This is a genomic window from Mycolicibacterium nivoides (genome assembly GCF_003855255.1).
Lineage (GTDB): Bacteria > Actinomycetota > Actinomycetes > Mycobacteriales > Mycobacteriaceae > Mycobacterium > Mycobacterium nivoides.
In genome coordinates, this window is the sequence record NZ_CP034072.1 from 2,270,471 (window position 1) to 2,291,094 (window position 20,624).

Genomic DNA, 20,624 nt, shown 5'->3' on the forward strand with positions numbered 1-20,624 from the left:
GATGCCGGTACTGGACTACTTGCTGACGGGCGCAGAAATCGTCGACGGTACCGGGACGCCTGCGCGGCGAGCCGATGTCGGTCTGCGCGGGAACCGCATCGCATTCGTCGGGTTGTCGCCCGAGGTCCGAGCGGTCACCACCCTCGACTGCACCGGCATGACCATCACCCCCGGGCTGATCGATCCGCACAGCCACAGCGACTGGTCAGTGCTGGGCAATCCCGACGCGTTCAGCACGATCCACCAGGGCGTCACCACCGAGGTGGTCGGCAACTGTGGCGTCACCTATGCCCCGATCGGAGAGGACGATGTCGACACGACCGCAAGTGCCCTGCGCGCCATGGGCTACGACGGTCCGGTCGACTGGCGCAGCTTCGGCGAGCTCGTGCAGCGGGTGCACTCGGGTCCGACAGCGCAGAACCTCATGTGGTTCGTGGGGCACACTGCGATTCGCTGCGCCGCGCGGTCATCCACCGACCAACTGCGCGCGCAGATACGCCTGCTCGAGGAAGCGATGGAGGCCGGCGCGATCGGCTTCTCCAGCGGACTGGAGTACGGCTCAGGACGCTTCGCGGCCACCGAGGAACTCGTGACGCTCGCCCAGGCGGCAGGCCGGCGTGACGGCATGTATGCCAGCCACATCCGAAACCGCGACGCCGATCTCGACAGCGCCGTGGACGAGTTCTTCGCCGTCGTCGACGGAGGGCAGGTGCGGGCTCAACTTTCGCACCTGAACGTGCGTCACGACACCGGTGCCGAATCCGGCGCCTGGGAGCGCGCGGCCGAGCGCGTTGTCACCGAACGACAGCGTGGAACCGATGTGTTGGCCGACATGACCCCCTACCCCCACGGTATCGGCATGGCCACCGGGTTACTCCCCGCCTGGTTGGCAGAGCGTCCCGGCGCCGAGGCCGCCGAGCTGCTCAAGGACCGGGAAGTCCGGGAGCAAGTGCGCCGGGACAGCGACCGCTACTGGCGGTTCGTCCACCGCGGCCAGTGGCACCGCGTGCGGCTCGGAGTCAGCCCGACCCACCCCGACTGGGAAGGACTGCCCTTCACCGAGATCGCCGAGAAGCACGGCGCCGACGAATGGGAGTGCCTGTTCGACATCCTCACCGCGGCGGGCGCCGACATGGGCAGTGTGCAGCTGCTCGGCGAATTGTTCACCGCGGGCCACCTCGCCGAGGCCATCGCGCACGACCACTTCCTGCTCGGGGTCGACGCCTTCACCACCTGCCGACACGGCGCCCTCGACGGCCGCACCCGCAATCCGCTGTTCTACCACGGACATACGCATTACCTGACTCACCACGTGCGGACGGGCACCCTGTCGCTGGAGACGGCCATCCACAAGATGACCGGCATGGTCGCCGAACACTTCGGCATGCGCGACCGGGGTGAACTACGCGAGGGCGCTTTCGCCGATGTCGTCGCGTTCGACCCCGCGATCATCGGCCGCACCGACACCTGGACGCTGCCGCCCCGATATGCCGACGCGGCGCGACATGTCTGGGTGAACGGCGTGCCCGTCGTCACCGACGCCACCCACACGGGCCGCAGGCCCGGACTCATGCTCACCCACCGGCCGTGACCACACGACCGCATCATCCCGAGGAGCTCCGAAACACATGAAAATCACTGGCATTCAGACGTGCGGGCTGCGCGGCGCCACCCCGGAGGGGGGCTGGTCCAACGAGCTGCGGCCCGACGACGTCGTGCACACCCTGGTCGCCGTCCACACCGACAGCGGCCAGGTCGGCATCGGCAGCGCCTTCACGACCGAAGGTTTGGTCGCCGCCGCCGTGGATGTGCTTGCGCCGCAACTGATCGGTCAGAGCGCAATCGAGGCCGAACGGCTGACGGAGACGCTGCACCAGAGTGCGTTCTGGATGGGCCGCGGCGGCTCCCTCACCCACGCCACCAGCGCCATCGACATCGCGCTGTGGGATCTGGCCGGCCAGGCGCTCGGTCAACCGGTAGGGCGGCTGCTCGGTGGCCGCTACCGGGAGCGGGTGCGGCCCTACGCCTCGGTGCTCATGGACGAGGCGCCGGTAATGACCGAAAACCTTGCCGAACTGGTGGATCAGGGATTCACGGCGTTCAAGATCGGCTGGTGGAAATTCGGCCGCGTGGACGGCAAGACCGACGAGCGTACCGTGGCCGCGGCCCGAGAAGCCGTCGGCGACCACGTGCTGGCCGTCGACGCCGGTGGTTCTGAGGCGTTCTTCCCTGGTGGGCTGTCGTGGGCCAAGCGCACGGCCGACATGCTGGCCGAGTACGGCATCGCTTGGTTCGAAGAGGCGTTGGCCCCCGACGATGTCGACGGTTTCGTCGAGTTGAGGCGCCACTCCAAGGTGCCCATCAGCGGCGGCGAGGTGCTGACCCGTCGCCAGACGTTCCTGCCATTCCTCGATGCCGGGGCATTCGACATCGTCCAACCCGACAGCACAAAGGGGGGTGGTTTGAGCGAGTCACGCCGTATCGGGTGGGCCGCCCAGGACCGCGGGGTGCGGCTGATCCCGCACGGCTGGAACACCGCGATCGGGTTGGCCGCCGATCTGCATCTGGCGTCGGCACTGGCGGCGACCGACCTCGTCGAATACAAGACCGGATCGGCCTACATCGACGAACTCGTCAGCGGCGGATGGGATCTCGACAGCGACGGCATGCTCGCGGTGCCGGACGGGCCCGGGCTCGGCGTCACCCTGGACCGAGCCGCACTGGAGCGCTACGGCACCCGCCCGACGTTCGCCGACGCCCGATGAACGCGGTGTTCGAGCACCGCGTGATCCCGCTGGCGACCGTACGGGATCCGGGTCACATCGACGCGATCGGCGACGGGCTCGTCGACGGCGGTCTGCCGGTGGTCGAGGTGGCGTTGCGCGGCGAGCACGGCCTCGCCACAATTCGCCGGCTTGCCGCCCGCGGCGATCTTCTGGTCGGCGCGGGCACCGTCCGCTCGAGCGCGCAAGCCCGCGATGCTATCGAGGCGGGCGCGCGATTCGTGGTATCCCCCGGGCTGGACGCGGAGGTGGTGCGATGCGTCGAGCAAGCCGGTCTGGCAGTCATCCCGGGTGTGCTGACGCCAACCGAGGTGGGCGCCGCGGCCCGGCTCGGCCTGCACCGGGTCAAATTGTTTCCGGCCGCCGCCGTCGACACGTCTGCTCTGTTGTCGGCCTACGCGGCGGTGTTCCCGGAGATGATGCTCATGCCGTCAGCCGGTGTCACCACCGCGACCATGCCTGAATTCCTCTCTCAGCAGACAGTTTTCGCCGTCAGCGGCAGCTGGATTACTGCCCGGGCCGACGCCGGTGCCGATGCCGTGGCTGACGCGGCCCGCGCAGCGGTCGCGGTCGCGGCACAGGCACGGCGATGAGCCCGACCTTCGACGTCGTCACCGTCGGCGAGAGCCTCGGCCTGCTTACCGCGCCGCGGTCGGGGCGCCTGCACCACAACCCGACGCTGCGGCTGGGATTCGGCGGCGCCGAGAGCAATGTGGCGATCGGGGTGGCCCGGCTCGGCGGCGCGGCGGCCTGGATCGGACGGCTCGGCGCGGACAGCCTCGGCGAGTTGATTCTGCGTGAACTACGGGCCGAAGGTGTTCATCCGTACCCGGTGCTCGATCACGACGCCGCGACGGCGCTCATGGTCAAAGAACGTCCGCACCCCGGCAGCGCCCGCGTCAGCTATTACCGTCGCGGGCAAGCCGGCAGCCGGCTGCGACCGAGCGACGTCCCGGCCGCCGTCGTCGCCGACACGAGAATCCTTCATGTCACCGGCATTTCGGCCGGACTGGGTGAGTCCGCCCGGACCGCGGCACACGCGGCGGTGGACGCCGCGACATCGGCCGGGGTGACGGTCTCGTTCGACGTCAACCACCGCAGCGCCCTGTGGAGTGACCGGCAGGCGGCGGCGGCGGAGTATCTCGAACTTGCCCGGCGGGCCCACATCGTGTTCGCCGGGGAAGACGAGGCGGAGCTGCTCACCGGAGCCGATTCCCCGCAGTGGCAACTCGACGCTCTGCTGAATCTTGGCATCGATTGCGCGGTGGTCAAGCGCGGCGCCGACGGGGCGATGGCCGCCACGGCCGAGGGCCGGTATTCGGCTCCGGCCGTCGCTGTCCCGGTTATCGACACCGTCGGTGCCGGGGACGCCTTCGTCGCCGGCTGGCTGGCTGACCTCGCCCGCGGTGCGACGTTGCGCGAGTGCCTCGACACCGCGCTGGCGTGCGGCGCGTTCGCATGCACCGGCGAAGGCGACTGGGAGTCGGCTCCAAGCCGCGACGACCTGCGGTGGCTGCGTCGCGGCCCGGTGGATCCGGTTTCGCGCTAGTCGAACTCGGGCGCCTCCGTGCGGGAGCGCTTGAGCTCCCAGAAATGCGGGTACGACGCGAACGTCACCGACGCATCCCAGAGCTTGCCGGCTTCCTCACCGCGAGGGATCTTCGAGAGCACCGGGCCGAAGAACGCGACACCGTTGACGTGGATGGTCGGGGTGCCGACGTCGTCGCCCACGGCGTCCATACCGGCGTGATGGCTCTTGCGGAGTTCCTCGTCGTACTTGTCGGTGTTGGCGGCCTCGGCCAGTTCGGCGGGCAGACCGACCTCGTCGAGTGCCTGAGCGATGACCTGATCAAGGTCTTTGTTGTTCTGGTTGTGAATCCGGAAGCCCATCGCGGTGTAGAGCGGGCTGAGAATCTCCGGACCCTTGAGTTGCTCGGCGGCGATGGCGACCCGGACCGGGCCCCATGCCTTCTTCATCAGTTCCTGATAGTTCTCGGGTAGGTCACGGCCCTCGTTGAGTACCGCCAGGCTCATTACGTGGAACTGCACGTCGATATCGCGGACCTTCTCGACTTCGAGGATCCAGCGTGAGGTGATCCAGCACCACGGGCACAGCGGGTCGAACCAGAATCCGGCCGTGTCTTTCTGGTCTGTGGCCTTCTGATCTACGGGGGCCATCTACGCGTCCTCTCGATGTGGTTCAGGGCACAACTGCATTCAGCACAACTCTGCACCCACACCGAGATGTTCCCGAAGCGAGTAACTATCCGAGGAGCAATTGCGACAAGTTTGGTGACTGGCATGTCGACATGCATGCTGAAGTCACGGCAGCAGCACAGGAAACGCATAGTGGGCGAACCTTTATCTAAACGTGTTGTTCCTGTGACCCTGGTAAACCACTGTTGCCCAAGTGAGCAGAGCGATCTAAGGGTTCTGCGTTATAGCTGAGGAGCTCAATATGGCCGCTCGTGCCTTCCTGGCGACCGCCGGTGCCGTCGCCGCCGCCTTCGCGTTTGCAGCCCCAGCGCAAGCCGATCCGGTCCCGGCCCCGAACGATCCGACCGACACCTCGTTCCTGAACGCGCTGAACAACGCCGGGGTGGGCTACGGCGACCCCAACACCGCCGTCCAGATGGGCCAGGACGTGTGTCCGATGCTGGTCGAGCCGGGTAAGAACTTCGCGTCGGTGGCCTCGCAGATGCGCGGTGACGGCGGCATGTCCCCCCAGATGGCGTCGTTCTTCACCGGCATCGCCATCCAGATGTACTGCCCGCAGATGATGTCGTCGATCAGCGACGGTTCGATCCTGAACAACCTGGGCGCGCTGAACGGGCTCGCCGGGATCGCCGGCTTCCCCCAGTAGCCCGGGTCCCTCGGACGTCCAGCCACTAGGTTGGACACGTGGCACTTCCCAATCTCACTCGCGAACAGGCCGTCGAGCGCGCCGCTCTGGTCACCGTCGACAACTACAACATCGTCCTCGACCTCACCGACGGCAACGGCAACCCCGGCGAACGCACCTTCCGGTCAACCACGACCGTGACGTTCGATGCCCTCGCCGGCGCCGACACCTTCATCGACCTGGCGGCCGACACGGTCCGCAGTGCGACGCTCAACGGCGTCGCACTGGACGTATCCGGTTACGACGAATCCACCGGCATCGCACTCACGGGCCTCGCCGAGCACAACACCCTGGTGGTCGATGCCGACTGCCTGTACTCCAACACCGGCGAGGGCCTGCACCGCTTCGTCGACCCCGTCGACAACGAGGTCTACCTCTACTCACAGTTCGAGACAGCCGACGCCAAGCGGATGCTCGCCTGCTTCGATCAGCCCGACCTCAAGGCCACGTTCGATGTCCGGGTCACCGCGCCGTCGCACTGGCAGGTGATCTCCAACGGGGCAACCACGAGCACCGAGCCCGACGGCGCGGTCACCGTGCACACCTTCGCCACCACCCCGAAGATGAGCACCTACCTGGCGGCGTTGATCGCCGGACCGTACGCGGTGTGGCGCGACTCGTATTCCGACTCGCACGGCGAGATCCCGCTGGGTATCTTCTGCCGGGCCTCGCTTGCCGAGTTCATGGATGCCGACCGGCTTTTCACCGAGACCAAGCAGGGTTTCGGCTTCTACCACAAGAACTTCGGTACGCCGTACGCGTTCGGCAAGTACGACCAGCTGTTCGTCCCCGAGTTCAACGCCGGGGCCATGGAGAACGCCGGCGCGGTGACGTTCCTCGAGGACTACGTCTTCCGGTCGAAGGTGACCCGGGCCTCCTACGAGCGTCGCGCCGAGACCGTGCTGCACGAGATGGCCCACATGTGGTTCGGCGATCTCGTCACCATGCAGTGGTGGGATGACCTGTGGCTCAACGAGTCCTTCGCGACGTTCGCGTCGGTGCTGTGCCAGGCCGAGGCCACCGAATACGACACGGCGTGGACCACTTTCGCCAACGTGGAGAAGTCCTGGGCCTACCGGCAGGATCAGCTGCCCTCGACTCACCCGGTCGCCGCGGACATCCCGGACCTGGCCGCCGTGGAGGTCAACTTCGACGGCATCACCTACGCCAAGGGCGCTTCGGTGCTCAAGCAGCTGGTGGCCTACGTCGGGCTCGAAGAGTTCCTCTCCGGGCTGCGCGATTACTTCCGCGACCACGCCTTCGCGAACGCCACGTTCGGCGATCTGCTGGGTGCGCTGGAGAAGTCCTCGGGACGTGACCTGTCCGGCTGGGGCCAGCAGTGGCTCAAGACAACGGGTTTGAACACGCTGCGGGCCGACTTCGATGTGGACGGATCGGGTGCGTTCACCCGGTTCGCCATCTCCCAGTCAGGTGCGGCCCCGGGCGCCGGGGAGACCCGGGTGCACCGGCTGGCCATCGGCATCTACGACGACGACGGTTCGGGCAAGCTCGTCCGCGTACACCGCGAGGAGCTCGACGTCGAGGGCCCGGTCACGGAAGTTCCCGCACTGGTGGGCATTTCACGCGGCAAGCTGATCCTGGTCAACGACGACGACCTGACCTACTGCTCGTTGCGGCTCGATCCCGCCTCGCTGTCGACCGTGCTGTCCCGGATCGCCGACATCGCCGATCCACTCCCCCGCACGCTGGCATGGTCGGCAGCCTGGGAGATGACCCGCGAGGCCGAGATGAAGGCCCGCGACTTCGTCGCCCTGGTGATGAGCGGCGTGCACGCCGAGACCGAGGTCGGTGTCGCCCAGCGGCTGCTGATGCAGGCACAGACCGCGCTGAGCTCCTACGCCGATCCCGCCTGGGCCGCCGAAATCGGCTGGCCCTCGTTCGGGGATGCACTGCTCGATCTGGCGCGAGAGTCCGCGCCGGGTTCCGATCACCAACTCGCGTTCGTGAACGCGCTGTGCACCTCGGTGCTGTCGCCGAACCACGTCGCCGTGCTGTCGACCCTGCTCGACAACGAGCCGGCCGCGGTGAACATGACCGGCCTGGTGATCGACACCGACCTGCGCTGGCGGATCGTCACCGCACTGGCCCGGACCGGCGATGTCGACGCTGACGGGCCCGAGACGCCGTTCATCGATGCCGAGGCCGAGAACGACCCGACCGCGGCCGGCAAGCGTCAGGCCGCGGCGGCCTCGGCCGCCCGCCCGCAGGACGTGGTGAAGTCCGCGGCGTGGGAGCAGGTCATCGAGGACGACACGATCGCCAACATCACCACCCGCGCGATCGTCGGCGGTTTCGTGCAGCCCGGTCAGTCCGAGTTGCTGGCCCCCTTCACGACGCGCTACTTCGCGGCGATCTCCGGGGTGTGGGAGCGGCGGTCCAGCGAGGTCGCCCAGACCGTGGTGATCGGGCTGTACCCGTCGTGGGACATCAGTCAGAACGGGCTCGACGCGGCGGACGCGTTCCTGTCCGATCCCGAGGTGCCGCCCGCGCTGCGCCGGCTGGTGATCGAGGGCCGCGCCGGCGTGGAACGCTCCCTGCGCGCCCGCGCCTTCGATGTGAGCTGATTTGCCTCTGCCCCGCGAGCGACCGTGTCTGTACGGCGACACGCCGTGATTTCTGTACCGACGCGGTCGCTCGTGGGGCTCATAGGCTTGATCGGTGGCGGTCAGTCGAACCCGCGCGGCACGGGCTGCCCGCAAGCGCAAGCGCCGGATGGACCTCGTGGTCCACGACCTCACCGACGAACAGTGGGAGGCCATCAAAGCGGCCTGGGGCGGGTGCGCCTACTGCCGCGGGACCGCGGGTCCGTTCCAGAAGGACTGCGTCATGGCGATCTCGCGCGGCGGGCGCTACACCGTGGACAACGTCGTGCCGGCGTGTGGATCGTGCAACGCCAGCAAGTGCAACTTCGAGGTCAGCACCTGGATGCGGCGCAAGCGGCTCGATGAGCGTGCGTTCTTGACGCGATACGTGGAGATCCGCAATGAGCTGACGGGCTAGGCCACCCTACAAATGCAGCGAGCGTGCGTGCTTGTCAGTCGACAACCACGCACGCTCGCGGTGCTAGGTACTGAAAAAATCAGGCAGGAGAGACGCCGGCTGACAGCACGCGCACGGCGCTGATCAGACCGTCGATCAAGTTGCCCTCCTTGAAGGAGGCGGCAGCTGCCGAGACGCCCAGCGGGGCGGCCTCTTCGATGCCACGGCCCTTGACGTCGGCGCCGTAGACCACCTCGATCGCGTGCTGGTCGGGTGAGACCGCGAGCAGCACCGCGTTGTTGGGGGTGGGCACCTTGGCCAGGATCTCGCGTGCCGTGGCGGCGGTGTCCGCGCCGAGGTCGCCGATGTAGACGGCGAACCGGGCCTTGGCCGCGCGCGAGCCGTACTTCAGCGCGTCGTCGAGCACGACCAGGTCCATCGTCGGGAACGGGTAGTGCACCGAGAGCTCACCGGGCTCGGTGACCCCGGAGATCCGGCCGCTGTAGGTCAGGGCGTAGCCGTAGGGCAGGTCCAGATCGGACGGCGCGACGGTTGAAACTTCACCACTTGCCACTTGCGCCGCCTCCGATCGTCACACCGTGTGAATCATGCCCGCCGTGCCCGTGATCCTGCGGCTCCTCGGCAGCCCACAGGATGGGCTCGTGGGTCCACGGCTCGGACAACTTGTAGGTAGCCGGGTGCGGTCCCTTGCGGGTCATGAAGATCAACGCCAGGACCACGAACAACAACAGCGGAACCCCTCCGAGGAGGGAATGGGTAAGTGCTGTGCTCACGCGCAAACCGTATCAGCCGCAATGCGACGATGCGTCGAGAGTGCCCAGCAAGTCGGGCGTCAGGCCGCACCCTCGCCCAGATAGCGCACCCAGGCCGGGTCGAGCTCCTTGATCGTCGACAACAGTCTCCAGTGCTGCCCCTTCGGCGGCGTCGGCACACACCGCAGTGACCAGCCCAGTTCAGCCAGCAGACGGTCGGCCTTGCGGTGGTTGCACGGCGCGCACGCCGCCACACAGTTCTCCCAGGAGTGCTCGCCGCCGCGGCTACGCGGGATCACGTGGTCGACAGTGTCGGCCCGCCCGCCGCAGTACGCGCACCGGAAGCGGTCGCGGTGCATGAGCGCGGCCCGGGTCATCGGGATACGGGCCCGGTAGGGCACCCGTACGAAGGTGCGCAGCCGGATCACCGACGGCACCACGATGGTGCGGGTGGCCGAGTGGATGACCGGTCCCGACGGGTCGTCGTGCACGACGTCGGCTTTGCCACACATCACCATGATCACGGCACGCCGCAGCGGCAGCGCGGTCAGCGGTTCGTAGGTGGAGTTGAGCAGCAGCACCCGACGCCGCCCCCACAGGGAGGCGTCAGGGTTGATCGTCGGCAGTGCCTCGACGCTGTGCAGAGGGCGATTTGGCACATGGGGTCCCGATGGGCCGGGTATGTGGCCGGTCCGTCGCATATGGCTTTTTTTGCTGTGCGCCATGGAGCCTCCGAGGAGACAGTCCACCATGGATCCTGCGGATACGCACGAAAATTCTTTGTGTGTTCGCAGGTCAGTCCAATGAACACCAGGTGACCACGGTGCCGTGACCGGCGCCGACGTGCCGTCAGGCCACAATGGACCACAATGAACGACGTGACGCAGGTGCAACGATCTTTCTACGACGAAGTCGGTGGGCACGACACTTTCGCGGCGATCGTGTCGCGGTTCTACCAACTGGTGCGCGAGGACGAGATCCTGCTGCCGCTGTATCCCGAGGACGACATCGATGGTGCCGAAGAGCGGCTGCGGATGTTCCTCGAGCAGTACTGGGGTGGGCCGCGGACGTACTCCGACCAGCGTGGCCACCCGCGGCTGCGGATGCGGCACGCCCCGTTCCGGATCGGATACCTCGAGCGCGACGCCTGGCTGCGCTGCATGCACACCGCAGTGGCCTCGATCGACTCGACGACGCTGGACGAGCCGCACCGGCGCGCGTTGCTGGACTATCTGAACATGGCCGCGGACTCGATGGTGAACTCGGCGTTCTGACATGCGCCGGTGGTGGGCAGACGCGGTTTTCTACCAGGTCTATCCCCGCTCCTTCCGAGACAGCGACGGCGATGGAGTCGGTGACCTCGACGGGGTGAGCGCCGGGCTGGACTATCTGGCGGCGCTCGGCGTCGACGCCCTGTGGCTCAACCCGGTGATGGTGTCGCCGATGGCCGACCACGGCTATGACGTCGCCGATCCGCGCGACGTCGACCCGCTGTTCGGCGGCATCGACGCCCTTGACCGCCTGCTCGACGCCGCTCATGCCCGCGGCATCCGGGTCACCATGGACCTGGTGCCCAACCACACCAGTTCGGCGCACCCGTGGTTCGTCCAGGCCCTGGCCGACCCACGCCATCGCGACCGCTACATCTTCCGGGACGGCCGCGGCCCACACGGTGACGCGCCGCCCAACAACTGGGTGTCGGTGTTCGGCGGCCCGGCATGGACCCGCATCACCGAACCCGACGGCACACCGGGCCAGTGGTATCTGCACCTGTTCGATCCCGCTCAGCCCGACCTGAACTGGAACCACCCCGCGGTGTTCGAGGACCTGGAGAAGACGCTGCGGTTCTGGCTCGACCGCGGGGTCGACGGGTTCCGCATCGACGTAGCCCACGGCATGGCCAAGCCACCCGAGCTCCCCGACATGGCGGTCACCGACACCGCGCTGCTGCGCAACAGCGACGACGACCCGCGGTTCGACAACGACAGCGTGCACGACATCCACCGGTTCATCCGCACGGTGCTCGACGACTATCCGGACGCGGTGGCCGTCGGCGAGGTCTGGGTGCACGGCAACGAGCGCTTCGCCAGGTACCTGCGCCCCGACGAACTGCACCTTGGCTTCAATTTCCGTCTGGTGCAAGCCGATTTCGACGCCCGCGAGGTTCACGACGCGATCGACAACGCGATCGCCGCGGCCAACCTCGCCGGGGCGACACCGACGTGGACGCTGTCCAACCACGACGTGGAACGCGAGGTGACCCGCTACGGCGACGGCGCCCGGGGATTGGCGCGGGCGCGGGCGATGGCGCTGGTGATGCTGGCACTGCCGGGCGCGGTATTCGTCTACAACGGCGAGGAACTCGGGCTGCCCAATGTCGATCTGCCCGACGAGGTGCTCCAGGATCCGGTGTGGGAGCGCTCCGGCCACACCGAACGCGGACGTGACGGGTGCCGGGTCCCGATGCCGTGGTCGGGCGATGCCCCGCCGTTCGGCTTCTCCTCGAGCACCGGCACCTGGCTGCCGATGCCCGCCGAGTGGGCGCCATTGACGGTGCAGCGTCAGCAGGCCGACCCGACGTCGACGCTGGAGTTCTACCGGCGGGCCATCCAATTGCGCTCCAGCCGCGCGGAATTCACCGGCAGCCGGATCGAGCTCAATACCGCCGACGAGGTTCTCACGTTGCGGAGCGAAGGTGGCCTGGTGTGTGTCCTCAACACCGGCGCCGAGCCGGTGCCGTTGCCGCCGGGCGAGGTGCTGCTGACCAGTGCTGAGCTGACGGACGCGCTGCTGCCCGCCGACTCCGCCGTCTGGCTGATCTAGAGGCGGGGCGTCAGCGCTGCGCCCTCAGGGCATCATCCAAGGTCGCCATCAGCCGGGCCACCGGGCTGGTACCGGCCGGCGCGGGCGGATAGCGGCGGAGAACGTCGATCAAGACCGGTGTGGCCCGTTGTCGAACTCGTTGCAGCACCATGTCCCCCGCCGCAGGATCGCCGCTGTTGATCTCGGCGATGCGGGCCACGTTCGCCGCGGCCCGCAGGATGTGGCCGACCTGATGAGCTTTCGCGATCGGGTGCAGATAGGCCGCCGAGGCGGCGTCACCGGCTGCCTGCGCGGCCAGACGCGCGGCTTCGGTATCGGCGTCTTTCGCGGCCCGGTGGGCGTCCAGCGACGCGACCCGCTGCGCCTGGGACCTGGGGGCACCGTCGACGAACCGCCAAGCGGCGGTGATGGCGGCCCGCGGCCGAGGGTCATCTGGATGCACGCCCTCGAATACGACAAGGACCTCTTCAGCCGCCTCCGCCACGTATCGAGCGACGACTCGCAGCTCGTCCATGGTCAGCGCGAAGTCGCCCGATGTCACGTTGCGCACCCGATGGTCAGCCCAGGATCAGGGCGGCGCTGTCGCGGCGGCGGTACACCGAGCCGAATCGGGCGTCGATACGCAACCACGACGGGTGTGCGCGGACCCGGACGATCTCCTGCTCGCTGACCTCATCGCCGGTCTGCGGCAGAAACCCCATCGCCGTCAACGCGAAGACGCAGCGCATCGGGATGCCGACGCTGTATTCGCCTGCACTGACCGCGATTACCTCCTGGTCGAGCAGTGAGACCGGCGGCCCGTGGGCACTGCCGTGCTCGCGAGCCAGTGCACCGCCCTGCTGGGCCAGGTCGAGCATCACCCGTGCGGGGATGTCATCGAGGTGGACGAATCCGCCCTCCGGCGGCAGGCCACCGCGCCAGGCCGAATCCATCGGGAAGCCGGGGTCGACGTACCCGTCTGCGGCAGTAGACAATCCGGCCACCAGCGCGTCGGCTCCCGCGGACAGGTCCGACGGGCGCACCCGCCCGGCCACCACCCGGCTGGCCAGCACCTCCAAGCCGGTCGCCACCCAGGCGACGGCTGTGCCGGGCTGCTGCCCGCCGGCGCCAATCCCCCGGTCGCTGCGCTCCTGCCCACCGGTGCGCTCCCGCAGCCGCACCACCGCAGCATCGTCCAACCGCAGAGCACGGTCGAGGAACGTCGCGAGATCCTCTCGATCGCGCGGATCGTCGATCCACAGGCCGCGCTCCGAGATGGTCATCGCAGGTGGCTCTCCAGGTAGCCGCGCTGCTCGGCCGTCAGACGTTCCAGTCGTTGCTCGGCGATGTGGACCGCGGCCAGCTGGGTCTCGCCGATCACCGACGGTTTGGAGTCGGGTGCGGCATTCAGCGAACGCACTTCGTACCCGATCGTGAAGTCGACGGCCCGCACCCGCTTGGACCACATGGTCACCTGAAGCGGTGAGTCCACAAGCCGCAGTTGCCCTTTGTAGGAGATTCTGACATCGGCGATCAGCAGGCCGATGGTCTCGATCGTGGCGCCGAACGGCTCACGAAGGAACGGTATCCGGGCCTCTTCGAGAAGGGTCACCATGGTGGCGTGATTGATGTGCTGGTACATGTCGATGTCCGACCAGCGCACGTGCACCGGCGTTGTGAAGCTCACGCAGTTGTTCCCGTTCCACTCGTTCGTGTCATGCTGCGGATCTGCCGCGCCGCCACAGACAGCGTTGCCAGATCCTGCTCACCATCTTGGTATATCTCGGTCAGCGTGCGGCGGGCGCGGGTCACCCGGGAGCTGTTGGTCAGCTCCCACTCGGCGATCTTCTCCTCGCCGGTCTCGTCGGGTTCACCGACGGCGAGCACGTCGAAGCACAGGGCCCGAAGCGAACCGTAGATGTCGTCGCGAATCGCCAACCGCGCCAAGGAATGCCACCGGTCGTCGCGGCCCAGCTGGGACACCGCGGTGAGCAGCCCATCGGCACCGAGGCGATCCATCAGCGCGAAGTAGGTGTCGGCCACCTCGGCGGGTTCTCGGTCGACGATGTCGGAGATGTCGATCACGTCGAGCAGGCTGTACTGGTACAGCCCGGTCGCCACGGCATACGCCAGTTCGTCGGACACCCCCTGCGCGGAGAACTCCCCGGCCTCTTTCTCGACGATGGCCTTGTCGTCACCGCGCAGCCATTGCGGCATGTGCGGGCGCAGGGCGGACACCTTCGCGGCGAACCGGTTGATCTCGGCACCGACCGCCAGCGGCTGCGGACGGTAGTTGAGCAGCCAGCGCCCGGCCCGATCGACCAGCCGGCGCAGATCCAGCGTCATCCGGTCGGTCACGAACACCGGGACCCCTTCGTCACCGGCTGCCCGGATCTCGCGCCACACCTTGCCGATCCCGAAGATGGCGTCGGTGGCGACGTAGCTGCGCACCGCGTCGACCGGGCCGACCCCGACATCCTCGGTGATGCGGTACGCGTAGCTGATCCCGCTGGTGTCGACGAGATCGTTGACCAGCATGGTGGTGACGATCTCCCGGCGCAGCTGGTGCGACCGGATCTCGCTGGTGAACTGCTTCCGCAGCTTCTCCGGGAAGTACCGCGGCAGCCGGGAGGCGAACACCTCCTGCTCGGGTAGGTCACTGGCCAGCACGTCATCCTTGAGATTGAGCTTGACGTGTGCCATCAGTGTCGCCAATTCCGGTGAGGTCAAACCGATTCCGGCGTCGACGCGGCGCTTGACCTCCTTCTCCGAGGGCAACGCCTCCAGCTCACGGTTGAGACCGCGGTTGGCGACGAACTCCTTGATCATCCGGGCGTGGACCGAGAGCATGCTCGCGGCGTTGGCCCGGCTGGTGCCCATCAGGTCGTTCTGATCCTTGTTGTCGGTCAGCACCAGGGCACCGACCTCGTCGGTCATCGACAACAACAACTCTGTGCGTTCGGCGGGACTCACCTTGCCCGCGGTGACCAGCGAGTCGATCAGGATCTTGATGTTGACCTCGTGGTCGGAGCAGTCCACACCCGCGGAGTTGTCCAGCGCATCGGTGTTGATCCGGCCGCCGGCCAGGTCGAATTCGATGCGCCCCAGGGACGTCACACCAAGGTTGCCGCCTTCGCCGATGACCTTGGCCCGCACCTCGTTTCCGCACACCCGGATCTGGTCGTTGGCGCGATCACCGACGTCGGCCTCGGTCTCGGCCTTGACGTAGGTGCCGATCCCGCCGTTCCACAGCAGGTCCACGGGCGCCTTGAGGATGGCCTTCATCAGGGCGGGCGGCGTGAGTTCCTCTATGTCACCGTCGATCCCGAGCGCCGCGCGGGCCTGCGGGCTGATCGGGATGGACTTCTGCTGACGGCTGAAGACACCGCCGCCTTCGCTGATCAGCTTGGCGTCGTAGTCCTCCCAGCTGGACCGCGGCAGCTCGAACAGGCGCTTGCGTTCCACCCACGACACCGCCGCGTCGGGGTTGGGATCGACGAAGATGTGCCGATGGTCGAAGGCGGCGATGAGCCGGATGTGCTTCGAGAGCAGCATGCCGTTGCCGAACACATCGCCGCTCATGTCGCCGACGCCGACGACGGTGAAGTCTTGGCTCTGGGTGTCCACCCCCATCTCCCGGAAGTGCCGCTTCACCGACTCCCACGCGCCCTTGGCGGTGATACCCATGGCCTTGTGGTCGTAGCCGATGGAACCGCCCGAGGCGAACGCGTCGCCCAGCCAGAACCCGTAGGACTTGGCGACCTCGTTGGCGATGTCGGAGAACGTGGCCGTGCCCTTGTCGGCCGCGACCACCAGATAGGCGTCCTCCCCGTCACGCCGCACCACGTCCGGTGGGGTGACGACGGCACCGGTTCCCTTGTCGACGTTGTCGGTCACGTCGAGCAGTCCGGAGATGAAAAGTTGGTAGCACGCAACGCCTTCGGCGCGGGTCGCCTCGCGGTCGACGGCGGCATCGCCGGTGGGCTCGGGCGGTCGTTTGACCACGAACCCGCCCTTGGCGCCGACGGGCACGATGACCGCGTTCTTCACCGCCTGGGCCTTGACGAGACCGAGGATCTCGGTGCGGAAGTCCTCACGGCGATCCGACCAGCGCAACCCGCCGCGGGCCACGAACCCGAACCGCAGGTGCACGCCCTCCACCCGGGGTGAGTACACGAAGATCTCGAATTTTGGCCGCGGCAAAGGCAGCTCGTTGATCAGGCCGGGGTTCAGCTTCATCGCCACCACGCCGCGTTGGCGCGCCGAATCCGGCTGCTGCACAAAATAGTTGGTCCGCAGCGTGGCCTGGATCAGGGTGGCGAACGCGCGCAGCACCCGGTCGGTGTCCAGGCTCACCAGGGCGTCGATGTCGGCGGCGACGGCAGCCGCCGCCCCCTGGGCATCCCGGGCGCCCGCGGTGTCCTCGGACGGGTCGAACAGCGCCTCGAACAGTTGCACCAATGACCGTGTGGTGTGTGGGTTCTCGTTGACCACCGACTCGATGTGCGACTGGCTGTACGGAAAACCCGCCTGGCGCAGGTACTTCGCGTAGGCGCGCAGAATGACCACCTGCTGCCAGGTCAGGTCGGCACGCAACACCAGTTCGTTGAACCGGTCCACCTCGACCCACCCGTGCCAGATGGCGGTCACCGCGTCGGCGAATCGCTGGGCGGTGGCCTCACGCGATGCCGCGTCGGGCGCCTCGGGGATGCTGCGCTGCCGGGCGACCTTGAACTGATAGATCCAGACCGGCAGCCCGTCGGCCCGGCGCACGGTGTACGGACGCTCCTCGAGCACCACCACACCCATCGACTGCAGCATCGGCAGCAACTCGCTCAGCGAGGCCGACTGTCCCCCGAGGTACCAGGTGAGCTGAGCCAGCCCGTCATCCCCACCCTCGTCGAACACCAGCTTGACCGAATTGTCCTGCAGCCCTTCGATGATCGCGATATCGGCGATGGCATCGGCCGGGGCGACAGCTTGCTTGTAGTCTTCCGGGAACGCGGTCGCATAGTGCTCGACGGCGGCGGGGCTGAGCGCCGCGTGCGCCGCGGCGCTGGTCATGCGATCACCCCAGTTGCGGGTGGCCTCGGTCAGCAGGTTCTGGATCCGGTTCTCGTTCTCCGTGGAGGTGTCCACGGTGTGCGAGGCCTTGCCGTCGGGCAGCCGGACCGTGAAATGAACCACTGCCCACGGTGATTCACTCACCCTGGCCGAGTAGTCGATGCTCTCACCGCCGAGCTCGCGCACGAGGATGTCCTGCATCTCCAGCCGTACCGCGGTGGTGTAGCGGTCTCGGGGCAGGTACACCAGGCAGGACACGAAGTGCGCCAGTTGATCCGCGCGCAGGAACAGCAGGGTGCGGCGACGTGACCCCAGATCCACCACGGTCAGCGCCATGTCCAGCAGCTGCTTGGAGCTCAGCGCGAACAGTTCGGGGCGCGGGATGGTCTGGACGATGTCACGCAGCAGCTGCCCGGGATGACTGGGATCGCGGCGGGCCATGGCCAGCGCCTCCTCGACGCGCCTCGAGATCAACGGGATCTCCAGCACGTTGGCGTTCATCGCGGCCACGGTGAACAGGCCCACAAAACGATGCTCTGTAGCGGTGACATCACGGCTCGCGCCACTCTCGCGTACGACGACGATGTACGGGTTGGCGCCGTAACGGACATAACTCGGCATCGTGGCCTGCGCCAGCACCATCAGGTCGTCGGCGGCAGTCAGCGGCGGGAGCACATCGTCGCGTAGCTTGAGCACACCGAGCCGGCTCGCCGGGTCGACCAGGGCCTGCCCATCGCTGATCGCGCACTGCTGGTACCCCAGCAGCACGAAGTGTCCATCGGACAGCCAGCGCAGCAGAGCGGCCACGTCCCTGCGATCGGCGTTGGGAAACCGGCCCTCCGCATCGGTGGCCACGTCGTTGGCCAGGGCATGCAGAGCGGCGCCCATGGCCGCGGAATCCAGCCCGATCTGACGGGCCTCGGCGAGGACACCGGGCACCAGCCCGACCACCTCGGTGAGCGCCGGACCCTCGGCCGCCCCGCTGACCGGGACCAGGATCCAGCACTCATCGACCCCGTCACCCCCGGTCGCCTCGGCAGCGGGCTGGAAATCCAGCAGCACACCGTTGGCGTCGCGGCGCACCCGGAAGACCGGGTTCATGATGGCCGGGTAGGCGATGCCGTGGCGGTGCAACAACACCGTCACCGAATCCACCAGCATCGCCGCCTGCTCGGTGACGATCTGCAGGGCCGGGCCGGAGTCGGCGTCCCCCGGATAGACCATGACCTTGGTTTCGCCCGGCGCCCGTTGGCCGGCCAGCGCGTAGTGGGCGGCCAACGTGGCATCGGAGACCAGGCGCTCGGCCACTGCGGTCTGAGGACCGGTCGCCGCGACTCCCGGCGCATCAGCCTGCGGAGCCCGGTAGGTGGACAGGAAAGCCACCGCGAGCCGGTGGATCACCTCAGGCGGTGCCTGCGAGCGATCCCGGTCGCTAATTCCCTGTCCCCGAAGAGCTCCCGGTTCGGCCGTCATACGGATCACTCCCTACTCACGCCCATACACCGGCATTGGTGCATAGCTGCGACATTAGTAGCGCCACCGAGCCCGCTGCGCCGTTTATCCCGTCACGGCTCAGTCGCGGGTCAGTCTCCGGTGGGTCACCCGGTGCGGGCGCGCTGCTTCGGCACCGAGACGTTGGATCTTGTTCTCCTCGTAGGCACCGAAGTTGCCCTCGAACCAGAACCACTTGGCCTCGTTGTCGTCGTCGCCCTCCCACGCCAGGATGTGCGTGCAGGTGCGGTCCAAAAACCACCGGTCGTGGCTGATCACCACGGCGCAGCCGGGGAACTGGTCAAGCGCGTTCTCGAGCGAGGACAGCGTCTCGACATCGAGGTCGTTGGTCGGCTCGTCGAGCAGGATCAGGTTTCCCCCCTCTTTGAGGGTCAGCGCCAGGTTCAGCCGGTTGCGCTCACCGCCGGACAGCACGCCCGCCGGCTTCTGCTGATCCGGTCCCTTGAACCCGAACGCCGACACGTAGGCCCGCGACGGGATCTCGTTGTGGCCGACCTCGATGTAGTCCAGGCCGTCGGAGACGACTTCCCAGACGTTCTTCTTCGGGTCGATGCCCGCGCGGCTCTGGTCGACGTAGCTCAGCTTGACCGTCTCACCGACCTTGACCTCACCGCTGTCGGGCTGTTCGAGGCCGACGATGGTTTTGAACAGCGTGGTCTTACCGACACCGTTGGGACCGATGACGCCGACGATGCCGTTGCGGGGCAACGTGAAGGACAGGTCCTTGATGAGCGTGCGGCCCTCGAAGCCCTTGTCGAGGTGGCTCACCTCGACCACGAGGTTGCCCAGCCTCGGCGGCGCCGGGATCTGGATCTCCTCGAAGTCGAGCTTGCGGGTCTTGTCGGCCTCGGCGGCCATCTCCTCGTAGCGGTCCAGACGTGCCTTGTTCTTGGCCTGCCGGGCCTTGGCACCCGAACGCACCCAGGCCAGCTCTTCCTTCAGCCGTTTCTGCAGCTTCTGGTCCTTCTTGCCCTGCACCTCCAGGCGCTCGGCCTTCTTCTCCAGGTAGGTCGAGTAGTTGCCCTCATACGGGTAGGCGCGGCCGCGGTCGAGCTCGAGGATCCACTCGGCGACGTTGTCGAGGAAGTAGCGATCGTGGGTGACGGCGAGGATGGCGCCCTTGTAGTTGGCCAAGTGCTGTTCGAGCCACAGCACGCTCTCGGCGTCGAGGTGGTTGGTGGGCTCGTCGAGCAGCAGCAGATCCGGTTTGGACAGCAGCAACTTGCACAGCGCCACGCGGCGGCGCTCACCGCCGGAGAGGTGGGTGACGGGCTCGTCGGGCGGCGGGCAGCGCAGCGCGTCCATGGCCTGCTCGAGCTGGGAGTCGATGTCCCAGGCATCGGCGGCGTCGAGCTCCTCCTGCAGATGACCCATCTCTTCCATGAGCTCATCGGTGTAGTCGGTGGCCATCAGCTCGGCCACCTCGTTGTACCGGTTGAGCTTGGCCTTGATCGCCACGCCGGCCTCGACGTTCTCGCGGACCGTCTTGGTTTCGTCGAGCTGCGGCTCCTGCATCAGGATGCCGACCGTCGCGCCGGGTTGGAGGAAGGCGTCGCCGTTGTTGGGCTGGTCGATGCCGGCCATGATCTTCAGCACACTCGACTTACCGGCCCCGTTGGGACCGACAACGCCGATCTTGGCTCCCGGAAGGAAGTTCAGGAAGACGTCGTCAAGGATGACCTTGTCGCCGTGCGCCTTGCGGACCTTGCGCATCGTGTAGATGAATTCGGCCATGCCGTGATGTGCCTTTCTGAAACTCTTCGGGAATGTCGGATGGGCGCTTGCGCG

At 67.4% G+C, this 20,624-nt stretch carries 18 protein-coding genes; 9 read left to right on the forward strand and 9 right to left on the reverse strand.

The features are described from left to right. The first annotated feature begins 1 nt into the window (after nucleotide 1). From EH231_RS10770 to EH231_RS10785, 4 genes are read left to right on the forward strand one after another with little or no spacing between them, the layout of a single operon-like run. Nucleotides 2-1,591, forward strand: coding sequence for an N-acyl-D-amino-acid deacylase family protein (locus EH231_RS10770; protein ID WP_090431846.1), 1,590 nt, complete (start codon nucleotides 2-4; stop codon nucleotides 1,589-1,591). Between the two features lie 37 nt (nucleotides 1,592-1,628). Further along, entirely contained in the window at nucleotides 1,629-2,765 is a 1,137-nt protein-coding gene (locus EH231_RS10775) for a mandelate racemase/muconate lactonizing enzyme family protein (RefSeq protein ID WP_090431849.1), read from the forward strand. Continuing rightward, the gene (locus EH231_RS10780; RefSeq protein ID WP_124712395.1) at nucleotides 2,762-3,376 is read left to right on the forward strand and encodes a bifunctional 4-hydroxy-2-oxoglutarate aldolase/2-dehydro-3-deoxy-phosphogluconate aldolase; all 615 of its coding nucleotides are present in this window, start codon (nucleotides 2,762-2,764) and stop codon (nucleotides 3,374-3,376) included. The genes EH231_RS10775 and EH231_RS10780 overlap by 4 nt, the downstream gene beginning before the upstream one ends. Further along, nucleotides 3,373-4,332, forward strand: a complete 960-nt coding sequence (locus EH231_RS10785) for a sugar kinase (protein WP_090431853.1) — start codon at nucleotides 3,373-3,375, stop codon at nucleotides 4,330-4,332. Before EH231_RS10780 ends, EH231_RS10785 begins: the two co-directional genes overlap by 4 nt. Here the strand turns inward: EH231_RS10785 and EH231_RS10790 are convergent. Beyond that, entirely contained in the window at nucleotides 4,329-4,961 is a 633-nt protein-coding gene (locus tag EH231_RS10790) for a mycothiol-dependent nitroreductase Rv2466c family protein (RefSeq protein WP_090431855.1), read from the reverse strand. The two genes, EH231_RS10785 and EH231_RS10790, sit on opposite strands and share 4 nt — an antisense overlap. 280 nt (nucleotides 4,962-5,241) lie before the next feature. Here EH231_RS10790 and EH231_RS10795 point away from each other — a divergent pair, with 280 nt between their 5' ends. The 3 genes from EH231_RS10795 (at nucleotide 5,242) to EH231_RS10805 (ending at nucleotide 8,706) form a co-directional block, all read left to right on the forward strand. Continuing rightward, a complete protein-coding gene (locus tag EH231_RS10795; protein WP_090431857.1) occupies nucleotides 5,242-5,646 on the forward strand; it encodes a DUF732 domain-containing protein in 405 nt (134 codons plus the stop codon). 38 nt (nucleotides 5,647-5,684) lie between these two features. Next, a complete protein-coding gene (gene pepN / locus EH231_RS10800) occupies nucleotides 5,685-8,270 on the forward strand; it encodes an aminopeptidase N (RefSeq protein WP_124712396.1) in 2,586 nt (861 codons plus the stop codon). 94 nt (nucleotides 8,271-8,364) lie between these two features. Beyond that, nucleotides 8,365-8,706: an HNH endonuclease gene (locus tag EH231_RS10805; protein WP_124712397.1), complete on the forward strand. Its 342-nt coding sequence runs from the start codon at nucleotides 8,365-8,367 to the stop codon at nucleotides 8,704-8,706. A 79-nt stretch (nucleotides 8,707-8,785) separates the two neighbouring features. Here EH231_RS10805 and EH231_RS10810 read toward each other — a convergent pair whose 3' ends face one another. Genes EH231_RS10810 through EH231_RS10820 form a run of 3 tightly spaced genes read right to left on the reverse strand, consistent with a single transcriptional unit; the run spans nucleotide 8,786 to nucleotide 10,183 of the window. Then, complete coding sequence (locus tag EH231_RS10810) at nucleotides 8,786-9,259, reverse strand: DUF5130 domain-containing protein (protein ID WP_090431863.1); 474 nt, start codon at nucleotides 9,257-9,259, stop codon at nucleotides 8,786-8,788. Then, nucleotides 9,246-9,479: an aa3-type cytochrome oxidase subunit CtaJ gene (gene ctaJ / locus EH231_RS10815; RefSeq protein WP_044522623.1), complete on the reverse strand. Its 234-nt coding sequence runs from the start codon at nucleotides 9,477-9,479 to the stop codon at nucleotides 9,246-9,248. The genes EH231_RS10810 and ctaJ overlap by 14 nt, the downstream gene beginning before the upstream one ends. A 59-nt stretch (nucleotides 9,480-9,538) precedes the next feature. Beyond that, entirely contained in the window at nucleotides 9,539-10,183 is a 645-nt protein-coding gene (locus tag EH231_RS10820) for an HNH endonuclease (protein WP_164480842.1), read from the reverse strand. A gap of 144 nt (nucleotides 10,184-10,327) precedes the next feature. Between EH231_RS10820 and EH231_RS10825 the strand changes: the two genes are divergently transcribed. Next, entirely contained in the window at nucleotides 10,328-10,732 is a 405-nt protein-coding gene (locus EH231_RS10825; RefSeq protein ID WP_234939957.1) for a globin, read from the forward strand. Nucleotide 10,733: 1 nt separating this feature from the next. Continuing rightward, nucleotides 10,734-12,281 (forward strand): glycoside hydrolase family 13 protein, encoded by a 1,548-nt coding sequence (locus EH231_RS10830; protein ID WP_090431867.1) that lies wholly within the window; start codon nucleotides 10,734-10,736, stop codon nucleotides 12,279-12,281. A gap of 10 nt (nucleotides 12,282-12,291) precedes the next feature. Here EH231_RS10830 and EH231_RS10835 read toward each other — a convergent pair whose 3' ends face one another. From EH231_RS10835 to ettA, 5 genes are all read right to left on the reverse strand, one after another. After that, nucleotides 12,292-12,795 carry a putative immunity protein gene (locus EH231_RS10835; RefSeq protein ID WP_090432234.1) on the reverse strand — a complete coding sequence of 168 codons (504 nt, stop codon included), beginning with the start codon at nucleotides 12,793-12,795 and terminating at the stop codon, nucleotides 12,292-12,294. A 43-nt stretch (nucleotides 12,796-12,838) separates the two neighbouring features. Beyond that, nucleotides 12,839-13,543: a DUF8185 domain-containing protein gene (locus EH231_RS10840; RefSeq protein WP_090431869.1), complete on the reverse strand. Its 705-nt coding sequence runs from the start codon at nucleotides 13,541-13,543 to the stop codon at nucleotides 12,839-12,841. Then, nucleotides 13,540-13,902, reverse strand: coding sequence for an acyl-CoA thioesterase (locus EH231_RS10845; RefSeq protein ID WP_234927614.1), 363 nt, complete (start codon nucleotides 13,900-13,902; stop codon nucleotides 13,540-13,542). The genes EH231_RS10840 and EH231_RS10845 overlap by 4 nt, the downstream gene beginning before the upstream one ends. A gap of 41 nt (nucleotides 13,903-13,943) precedes the next feature. Then, the gene (locus EH231_RS10850) at nucleotides 13,944-18,797 is read right to left on the reverse strand and encodes an NAD-glutamate dehydrogenase (protein ID WP_241177925.1); all 4,854 of its coding nucleotides are present in this window, start codon (nucleotides 18,795-18,797) and stop codon (nucleotides 13,944-13,946) included. A gap of 99 nt (nucleotides 18,798-18,896) precedes the next feature. Continuing rightward, nucleotides 18,897-20,570 (reverse strand): energy-dependent translational throttle protein EttA, encoded by a 1,674-nt coding sequence (gene ettA, locus EH231_RS10855; protein WP_044522607.1) that lies wholly within the window; start codon nucleotides 20,568-20,570, stop codon nucleotides 18,897-18,899. Nucleotides 20,571-20,624: the final 54 nt, after the last annotated feature.

Bases quoted from the DNA above. Each gene is read 5' to 3' on its own strand.
- EH231_RS10770 (WP_090431846.1), top strand. From the start codon at position 2: ATGCCGGTACTGGACTACTTGCTGACGGGCGCAGAAATCGTCGACGGT.
- EH231_RS10775 (WP_090431849.1), top strand. From the start codon at position 1,629: ATGAAAATCACTGGCATTCAGACGTGCGGGCTGCGCGGCGCCACCCCG.
- EH231_RS10780 (WP_124712395.1), top strand. From the start codon at position 2,762: ATGAACGCGGTGTTCGAGCACCGCGTGATCCCGCTGGCGACCGTACGG.
- EH231_RS10785 (WP_090431853.1), top strand. From the start codon at position 3,373: ATGAGCCCGACCTTCGACGTCGTCACCGTCGGCGAGAGCCTCGGCCTG.
- EH231_RS10790 (WP_090431855.1), bottom strand. From the start codon at position 4,961: ATGGCCCCCGTAGATCAGAAGGCCACAGACCAGAAAGACACGGCCGGA.
- EH231_RS10795 (WP_090431857.1), top strand. From the start codon at position 5,242: ATGGCCGCTCGTGCCTTCCTGGCGACCGCCGGTGCCGTCGCCGCCGCC.
- EH231_RS10820 (WP_164480842.1), bottom strand. From the start codon at position 10,183: ATGGCGCACAGCAAAAAAAGCCATATGCGACGGACCGGCCACATACCC.
- EH231_RS10825 (WP_234939957.1), top strand. From the start codon at position 10,328: ATGAACGACGTGACGCAGGTGCAACGATCTTTCTACGACGAAGTCGGT.
- EH231_RS10830 (WP_090431867.1), top strand. From the start codon at position 10,734: ATGCGCCGGTGGTGGGCAGACGCGGTTTTCTACCAGGTCTATCCCCGC.
- EH231_RS10835 (WP_090432234.1), bottom strand. From the start codon at position 12,795: ATGGACGAGCTGCGAGTCGTCGCTCGATACGTGGCGGAGGCGGCTGAA.
- EH231_RS10840 (WP_090431869.1), bottom strand. From the start codon at position 13,543: ATGACCATCTCGGAGCGCGGCCTGTGGATCGACGATCCGCGCGATCGA.
- EH231_RS10845 (WP_234927614.1), bottom strand. From the start codon at position 13,902: ATGTACCAGCACATCAATCACGCCACCATGGTGACCCTTCTCGAAGAG.
- EH231_RS10850 (WP_241177925.1), bottom strand. From the start codon at position 18,797: ATGACGGCCGAACCGGGAGCTCTTCGGGGACAGGGAATTAGCGACCGG.
- ettA (WP_044522607.1), bottom strand. From the start codon at position 20,570: ATGGCCGAATTCATCTACACGATGCGCAAGGTCCGCAAGGCGCACGGC.